Origin of the sequence: Cytobacillus sp., from assembly GCF_032154635.1 — a bacterium.
GTDB lineage: Bacteria > Bacillota > Bacilli > Bacillales > Cytobacillaceae > Cytobacillus.
This window is the reverse complement of the sequence record NZ_JALDXW010000077.1, coordinates 1-8827: the sequence shown is the minus strand read 5'-3', so window position 1 is coordinate 8827 and position 8827 is coordinate 1. Positions and strand designations below refer to the sequence as shown.

The window sequence follows — 8827 nt, the reverse complement described above, 5'->3', positions numbered from 1 at the left end:
CCCGAAAAAGGTGGAACAACCTGAGCGTAGTCGTTCATTAAGGGAATGAAGTCCCAAATGAGGTGGAAAAGCTCTAGACCAGTCGTTCATTAGGGGAATGAAGTCCCGAAAAAGGTGGAACAACCTGAGCGTAGTCGTTCATTAAGGGAATGAAGTCCCGAAAAAGGTGGAACAACCTGAGCGTAGTCGTTCATTAAGGCAATGAAGTCCCGAATGAGGAGGAAAAGCTCTGGACCAGTCGTTCATCAAGGGAATGAAGTCCCGAAAAAGGTAAAAAACCTGAAACCAGTCGTTCATCAAGAGAATGAAGTCCCCAACAAAAATAGATCGTTTGTAGTAGAACGCTCTCTCCTCTTTTTACAGGTTGCTGCCCTTAGATGTGATAGAATGAATGAAAAAAGCGGGTAAAGGATGATCGAATATGAAGAAACGTGTAGCTTTATCTTGGAGTGGCGGAAAGGATAGCTGTTTGGCACTGGACGTATTGACTAAACATGGGGCGGAGGTTGTCTGCTTAATCACAACGGTTCCGATCGAAATAGGTCGAACCTTTGGACATGGAGAAAAGCTTGAATTAGTTAAGCTTCAAGCGGAAGCTTTAGGTATACCAGTAGAATTTATCTCCTGCAATCTTGAGAATTATACAAGTAGCTATGTCCATGCTTTGAAGAATTTTAAACAAGATTATCACTTGGATGGAATAGCCTTTGGGGACTTGTATTTAGAAGAGCACAGGGAGTGGGGAGAAAAATTGGCAAACGATACTTCACTTGAATCAATATACCCATTATGGGGAAGAAAAGAGGATGCTCTCCATCTTCTAAATACCTTTCTTCAATCGGGGTATCAGGCGACTGTTATTCGGATCCGTGAAGATATCCTTGATGAAACATGGCTTGGCAGACAGCTAGATTCTGCATTCATTCATGATATTATGAAAATAAATTGTTGTCCGATGGGGGAATCAGGCGAATACCATACATTTGTTTCAGATGGTCCATTATTTCAAGCAAAAATTGAGCTTGAACAGCCAGAAATCATTCATTTCGAAACAACACAAAAATATGAATATCAAAAAATGAAACTTATTCCAAAAGAATAAGAGGGTCTTACATATATGAACAAATTATTTGGCCATCAATATGACCTTTTTCCTTTTGAAGCCTTTTCAATATCTCATTTATTAATGATTGCTATTTTTATTTGCGGGTCTATATTTCTTTTTAAGGCACGGGATTTTTTGAGGAAATATGATAAAACGGCAAGAGGTGTCATGTTTTTTGTTCTATTCTTATTAGAATTCATGTATCATTTTTGGTTATTTAAAGATGATTATTGGAATATATCATTCACGCTCCCGCTTCAGCTTTGTTCTGTTAGTCTCATTCTATGTTTAATTTTATTAGTAACAAAAGCGAGAGTGATTTTTCAGGTTGTCTATTTTATTGGAATTACAGGTGCCTTTATGGCAATTTTAACACCAGAATTATTTTTGGGGTTTCCGCATTTCCGATATTTTCAATTTTTCATTACTCATATGTTAATCATTTGGACTTGTCTTTATTTCGTGTTCGTTCATACGTATAAACCGACAAAAAAAGGCTTGCTCACTTCATTTTTATTCTTAAATGGGAGTGCTGGGGTTGCATATACAGTAAATAAATTTACAGGCGGAAATTATATGTTTCTTGCTCATAAACCAAACAATGGTTCGTTATTAGATTATTTTGGCCCTTTTCCTTATTATATATTGACATTAGAAGCAGTTGCTTTGTTCTTATTTTTCCTTCTGCTCATTCCATTTGCTTGGCATATTCGTACTTCTAGAAAATTATATGACAAATAACCAGAAGGATTGAATTATTCTTATATTAAAGATAATGTGAAAGATACAATAGTAAAGCAGGAGTAGGTGGCAGCGATGAAAAGGTTTTTTACAATTGGTATGGCTGGACATATCGATCATGGAAAAACGACGTTAACAAAAGCTTTGACCAATGTGGATACCGATCGATTAAAGGAGGAGAAAGAACGGCAAATATCAATTGAGCTTGGGTTTGCACCCCTTTATGAAGATGAGGAGATTCAAATTTCAGTTGTAGATGTACCAGGTCATGAACGGTTTATTCGCCAAATGATTGCTGGTGTGGCTGGGATAGATTTAGTTGTCCTTGTTGTTGCAGCTGATGAAGGGGTAATGCCTCAGACAAGGGAGCATTTACATATTTTAGGATTGTTAGGTATTCAGAATGGAATCGTAGCTATTACAAAAATTGACCGTGTTGAGGAAGAATTTATCGATTTAGTGAAGGACGATATTTTAGAAGAATTAAAAGGAACTGTATTTGAACAGTCGCCATTTATCCTAGTGGATAGTCTTTCTTTAAACGGGATAAACGAACTCAAAAATTTGATTACTAATACACTCAAATTACAGGAAACAAGAGATGCTAGAGGAGCTTTTCGCTTGCCAATTGACCAGGTCTTTACTATTAAAGGACAAGGTACAGTTGTAAGAGGAACTGTTTACGAGGGGTCAGTAGAAGAAGGACAAGCGCTAATGGTTATGCCAAAAGAGCTAGAAACGCGTGCAAGGCAGCTTCAAGTTCATCATCAGACTGCTGTACATGCATTTGCTGGTCAGAGAGTAGCAATCAATCTTTCCGGTATCTCAAAGGATGATATCGAACGAGGTGATGTCCTTGTGTCTTCAGAGCATTTTATTATTACAAGGACCATTGATGTTGCGTTGAAGGTCGCCGGTGATCTAGACTATATGGTTAAACAAAGAATGCCGATTAAATGCCATATCGGTACTGCAGAAGTGATGGGACGAATTGTCCTTTTTGATAGGAATGAGATTAAGGATGAAAACAGTGAAATTCTTTGTCAAATAAGGTTAGATAAGGAGATTGTCACCAAACGTGGTGATCGCTTTATTTTAAGACGTCCTAGTCCGCAAGAAACGATTGGAGGCGGCTGGGTTATCGATCCAAAAGGAGAGAAATATCGCTTTGGCCATAAAACAGTTGAAGAATTAGCAAAGAAAAAAGAAGGCAGCCCGAAGGAAAGAATGATGGCAGCAATATCTGAAGCAAAAAGTTTAACGCTAACAGAATTAATAACAAGAACCTCACTTGATGAATCAGAATTAGTGCCCATTTTAAGTGAGGATGAAGAGTTTCTTTTCTATAATGGGAAGGAATATACTTTATCCTCAATAAAGAACTATTTAGAAGAGGAATTTTATGACCGCTTGAAGGATTTTCATAATGATTATCCGATGAAGCATGGAGAAAATAAAGCAGCCCTATTACAACCTATGCAAACGATGTACCCGAAACAACTTCTGGAATATGTTTTGGAAAAAGCAATTGAATTATCTATTTTTGGGAAGAGGGGACAATTCATTCATCTTCATGATTTTAAGCCTCATATTCCTTCAAATTGGAAAAAAAGAACGGATAGTTTACTTGAACAACTGAAAAATGATGGGCTAAAAGTGAAATATATTAGCGACTATTTTACAAAAGCTGGCATACCCAATCAGCTAGTGGCTGACATTATGAGATTTTTAGTTGAAGAAAAAGAGATTACCCCACTTGATGATCAATACTATTGGCATAATGACCATTTTAGAGATGCGATCGAACGGTTGAAAAACAGCACTGGTCCTTCATTTGAGGTTGGTGATGCAAAAGGAGTCCTTGATCTTTCACGTAAATACATGATTCCATTTTTGGAACGATTGGATGCAATGAGGTTAACAAAAAGAGTCGAAAATAAAAGGATATGGATAGAAAGGTAATAACAAAGCCTCTAGTTATAGAGGCTTTGTTGTATTTTATAAAACCATTTCAGACTGTACATAATGGAAAAGCAATCTAGCTGTATTCTCAATTGATTTTTTATGTGTTCTCTCAAAAGCATGGGATGAATCAATCCCTGGGCCGATCAACCCATGAACGATGTCATGTCCTGCACGGATAGCCGCCGAAGCATCTGAGCCATAGTAGGGGTAAATATCAAGCTTATAGTTAATCTGATGATCCTTTGCAAGCTGCACTAATTTTTTTCTTAGCTCATAATGGTATGGTCCGCTGGCATCCTTAACACAGATTGAAACAGTATATTCATCAGTTGCTTGTCCATCGCCCATGGCTCCCATATCTACTGCTAAATATTCAACCGTTTCAGGAGTAATGTTAGAATTCCCGCCGTAGCCGATTTCTTCATTGTTTGAAATAAGAAAATGGGTGGTATAGGGAAGCTCAATGTTTTCTGATTTTATTTGTTTAATAAGTTGCAATAATATCGCTACACTTGCTTTATCATCAAGATGGCGCGATTTAATATATCCAGAAGGTGTAAGCTGGACTCTTGGGTCAAAGGAAACAAAATCGCCGACCTCAATCCCTAGCGCTCGTACGTCTTCGGCGCTATGAACGATCTCATCGATACGCACTTCCATATTTTCCTGATTTCTTTCTGCTTTTCCAGCATCCTTATAGACATGTACAGATGTTTGGTGCATTAATATCGTTCCCGTATACTTCTTTCCTTCAGATGTTTCAATTTCGCAATATTCGCCTTCAATAGAGTTGTACTTAAAGCCGCCAATCAGATCAAGTTTTAGCCTGCCACTAGGTTTTATTTCCTTAACGATGGCGCCAAGTGTATCCACATGTGCTGTAAGCAGCCTGTGTTTTTGGTCATTTTTTCCACGGATTGTTGCCATTAATCCACCTTTACGGTTTCGGAATGTTTCTACATGTAATTCGCTCAAGTATTTTTCTACAAATGAAATCACTTTTGTCGTATTTCCTGAAGGGCTTGGTATAGAAACTAATTCTTTCAAAAGCTGAAGTGTTTCTTCGGTATTTGTGTGTGCCATATGTAAATCTCCTCTCTTAAGATTATTTGTCCATTTATTATTATAATTCTTTCCAGCCGCATATGAAATAAAAACAAAGAGAGACCTTATGTGGGGTCTCTCAAGAATAGGTTATTTCTTTATGAGTGATTTAATCCCGTGGTATAATAAAGCAAGTGAGAATACAACAATTGCAATTCCTCCAACAATATCGAAAACATTTGCAATTCCTGGTGTAATGATTGCAGATGTTGGCACATTTATTAATGCGAATCCTGACAAGATAGAAGCTAAATAAAGTAAGATTAATAGTTGCATATTTGTGTCCCTCCCTTCTCTATACTTTATGAAGGAGGGGGAAGACTTGCTTCCTCTATTGTCCATAGGAACTAAAAGAAATTTAGGGGATATTGTCCATTTTTGTTGGATATAGGGGAGAATTGGCTTAAATTTTGTCATGGTTTTTAGTTTTCAATCGCGATATTCTATGATATATTAAATAACATCGTTCAACTCCCTTATAAATTTTGATAATCAATAGAAAAATTATGTAAACTTAGCGCTTGCTAAGTTTTTCTGATTTTTTAATTGTGTGAGGTGTGAATTTTGAAAAAACTATTTTTATCAATAAAAGAAAAAATGAAAGGAAATATGCCCATTTTCTTTTTGGTTGTTATTTTGTTTTGGCTTAAAACGTATGCTGCTTATCGAATAGAATTTAATTTAGGAATAGATAATAAAATGCAGGAGTTTTTATTATTTATTAATCCTTTAAGTTCCGCTCTTTTATTCTTTGGTATTGCCTTGTTATTTAAAGGCAAAATTCAATCAACATTATTAATCATAATGAACTTTTTGCTTTCATTTGTATTGTATGCAAATATTGCGTATTATCGCTTTTTTAACGACTTTATTACCGTCCCGGTCGTTATGCAAACGAAAGTAAATGGGGGGCAATTGGGAGAAAGTGCATTATCTTTAATGTCTCCATTTGATATTTTCTACTTTACGGATACGATTTTGCTCATATTTTTTATAGCGAAAAAATGGTACAAACCAGGAAAGCTAGTAAGCAGAAAACCAGGAGCAGTTGTCATCCTCGCAGCGGTAGCAACATTTATGCTGAATCTAGGACTTGCTGAGAAGGATCGTCCGGAGCTATTAACTCGTTCATTTGACAGAAATTATCTTGTTAAATATTTAGGTGCATACAACTTCTCAGTGTATGATGTGATTCAGAATGCACGTTCGGCGAGCCAAAGAGCTTTAGCAGATTCCAATGATATTACAGAAGTTGAAAACTATATTAAGGCAAATCATGCTGCGCCAAAACCTGAATACTTTGGGAAAGCGAAGGGGATGAATGTCATTTATGTTTCAATGGAGTCATTGCAAACATTTATGATTGATTACCAGTTAAATGGACAAGAGGTTACTCCTTTCTTGAACTCATTGGCTCATGATGGGAAAACTTTTTACTTCAATAATATTGTTAACCAAACGGGTCAAGGGAAGACATCTGATGCAGAGTTTATTATGGATAACTCGTTATATCCGATGTCGCAAGGTGCGGTTTATGTTAACAAAGCCCAAAATACGTATCAAGCGTCACCAGCCATCTTAAAATCTCTTGGATACAAATCTGCTGCATTCCATGGAAACTATAAAACTTTCTGGAACCGTAATGAAATGTACCGCTCTTTAGGATACGATGAGTTTTTTGATGCTGAATATTATAATATGACAGACGAAAATACAAAGAATTATGGATTAAAAGATAAACCATTTTTTGCTGAATCCATGCCATTGCTAGAAAGTCTGCCACAGCCTTTCTATACAAAATTTATTACATTGTCCAATCACTTCCCATTTAAAATGGATGAAGGGGATACAGATTTCCCTGCAGCAGAAACGGATGATAATGTTGTCAACCAGTATTTCCAATCAGCAAATTACATGGACCAAGCATTAGAGCAATTCTTTAATGATTTGAAGACATCGGGATTATACGATAATACGGTCATTGTTTTATATGGGGATCATTATGGGATTTCTGAAAACCATAACAAGGCAATGGAAGAAATTATCGGAAAAGAAATTACCCCATTTGATAATGCTATGCTTCAGCGAGTCCCAGTTTTTATTCACGTACCAGGGGTGGATGGGGGCTTAGTAAATAAAATTGGCGGCCAGGTTGATATTCAGCCAACGGTCATGCATTTATTAGGCATTGATACGAAGGATTATTTGACAATAGGATCGGACCTATTATCAGATAACCATCGTGAGGTTGTTCCATTCCGAAATGGAGATTTTATCTCTCCAGAGGTTTCCCAGATAGGAGAAAAATGTTATTCGACTGAAACTGGAGAGCTAGTAGAAGGAGCTGGGTGCGAGCCATTAGCTGAGAAGGCAAGTACCGAGCTGCAAATGTCAGATGAAATTGTCTACAAAGACTTGCTTCGTTTCTATAAGCCAGAAGGCTATGAACCGATAGATCGTAATGATTATCAATATATAAAGAAAGAAATTCCGATTAAGGAAGAAAGAAACGGGCTTGGCACACAGCAATAAGGGAGAGGAGTGAAGATGATTTTCACTCCTTTTTTTCTTTTAAGGGTCAAAGTGTCGATCATATGCCTTTTCTGTAAATATATGGTTGTCAGGTAGATCGTTCTCAGGAAGCAGAACTATTCTTTCCTCAATGGGTTATCCATCAACAAATAAAAACAGCGCTGCACCTCTTGGTTAATGATATCGATTTAAGGAGGTGCTTTTCTTATGCCGTAAAGTTCTTCCTTATTCTTCAAGTGGGATTTTCATTCATCCTCATGTACTCTCCCTCAACTAACCTTTCTTGGAGTGTAGGTACCACTTGGGAAAATTTCACAATTCTCATAGGATCGGAACCTCCCCATTGTGGATCTTTGCATTGCTATAGGCTGAGGATGAAGAATATCAAAAGAAGATATCTTACATATAGTATATAGATATTGCTTATACGATGGCATAGTTTAAATGAGGTTTTAAACCTCTTGAACATACGATGAAAGGGGTGTTTCTTTATTGAAAGGGGTTATTCTTGCTGGCGGCTCTGGTTCTCGTTTAAAACCCTTTACTCAAGTATTTAATAAACATCTGTTGCCTGTTGGCAAGTATCCAATGATTTATTGGCCCATTTTGAAATTAAGGGAAGCAGGGATTAATGAAATTTTAATTATAACTAATCCTAAAGATATTTTTTCTTTTATTGAGATATTGGGTTTCGGGGAAAACCTTAATGTAGAGCTGCACTATCAAATTCAGCGGAATGTAGGTGGGGGGATAGCAGACGCTTTATTAGGTGCGCGCCATTTTATAAATAAAGAAAAGTTTATTGTTATTCTGGGCGATAATATTTTTGAGGATTCATTAACACCTTATGTTCATACATTTAAAGAACAAAGAGCTGGTGCAAGAGTCCTGCTGAAAGAAGTCATGGACCCGACCAGATATGGGGTGCCACATATCGACCCGATAAATAAATTAATTCTCTCCATCATTGAAAAACCTGATCACCCGCCTTCTTCCTTTTGTGTAACTGGGATTTATATGTATGATCATGAGGTTTTTCGGTATATTGATGCTGCAAGGCCCTCAGACAGAAACGAACTAGAAATTACAGATGTAAACAATATGTACATTAAAAATAAACAACTTGAATTTGATATATTAAAAGGCTGGTGGATTGATGCTGGAACTCATGAATCACTTTTTAAAGCTTTTCAATATGTAAACACTAACCCGATAGGGGAGAACGATATATGAACAACCACCTCCTAATTACAGGCGGAGCTGGCTTTATCGGAGCGAATTTTATTTCTTATATGCTGAAGCATTCAAATTACTATATTACAAATGTTGATTCGCTTACCTATGCAAGTAATATAGATGCCATTAAACGATTTGAAAAAT

The 8827-nt window shown here is 36.7% G+C and carries 8 protein-coding genes; 6 read left to right on the top strand and 2 right to left on the bottom strand.

What is annotated here, in order from left to right; translation table 11 throughout:
- Positions 1–421: 421 nt before the first annotated feature.
- The 3 genes from RUH74_RS23830 to selB all read left to right on the top strand — a co-directional run bounded on the left by RUH74_RS23830 (position 422) and on the right by selB (position 3808).
- A complete protein-coding gene (locus tag RUH74_RS23830) occupies positions 422–1102 on the top strand; it encodes a Dph6-related ATP pyrophosphatase (RefSeq protein WP_313805281.1) in 681 nt (226 codons plus the stop codon).
- A 15-nt stretch (positions 1103–1117) separates the two neighbouring features.
- Entirely contained in the window at positions 1118–1846 is a 729-nt protein-coding gene (locus RUH74_RS23825) for a YwaF family protein (protein WP_313805279.1), read from the top strand.
- Positions 1847–1921: 75 nt separating this feature from the next.
- Positions 1922–3808 (top strand): selenocysteine-specific translation elongation factor, encoded by a 1887-nt coding sequence (selB, locus tag RUH74_RS23820; RefSeq protein ID WP_313805278.1) that lies wholly within the window; start codon positions 1922–1924, stop codon positions 3806–3808.
- A gap of 36 nt (positions 3809–3844) precedes the next feature.
- Here selB and RUH74_RS23815 read toward each other — a convergent pair whose 3' ends face one another.
- Both RUH74_RS23815 and RUH74_RS23810 read right to left on the bottom strand, forming a co-directional pair.
- Positions 3845–4894, bottom strand: a complete 1050-nt coding sequence (locus tag RUH74_RS23815) for a M42 family metallopeptidase (protein WP_313805277.1) — start codon at positions 4892–4894, stop codon at positions 3845–3847.
- 111 nt (positions 4895–5005) lie between these two features.
- A complete protein-coding gene (locus RUH74_RS23810) occupies positions 5006–5191 on the bottom strand; it encodes a hypothetical protein (RefSeq protein ID WP_313805275.1) in 186 nt (61 codons plus the stop codon).
- A gap of 321 nt (positions 5192–5512) precedes the next feature.
- Here RUH74_RS23810 and ltaS point away from each other — a divergent pair, with 321 nt between their 5' ends.
- The 3 genes from ltaS to RUH74_RS23795 form a co-directional block, all read left to right on the top strand.
- Positions 5513–7447, top strand: coding sequence for a lipoteichoic acid synthase (ltaS, locus tag RUH74_RS23805; RefSeq protein WP_313805283.1), 1935 nt, complete (start codon positions 5513–5515; stop codon positions 7445–7447).
- Between the two features lie 492 nt (positions 7448–7939).
- A complete protein-coding gene (locus tag RUH74_RS23800; protein WP_313805273.1) occupies positions 7940–8680 on the top strand; it encodes a sugar phosphate nucleotidyltransferase in 741 nt (246 codons plus the stop codon).
- Positions 8677–8827 (top strand): GDP-mannose 4,6-dehydratase (locus RUH74_RS23795; RefSeq protein WP_313805282.1); only part of this gene is annotated, 151 nt, incomplete at its 3' end. The genes RUH74_RS23800 and RUH74_RS23795, both read left to right, overlap by 4 nt.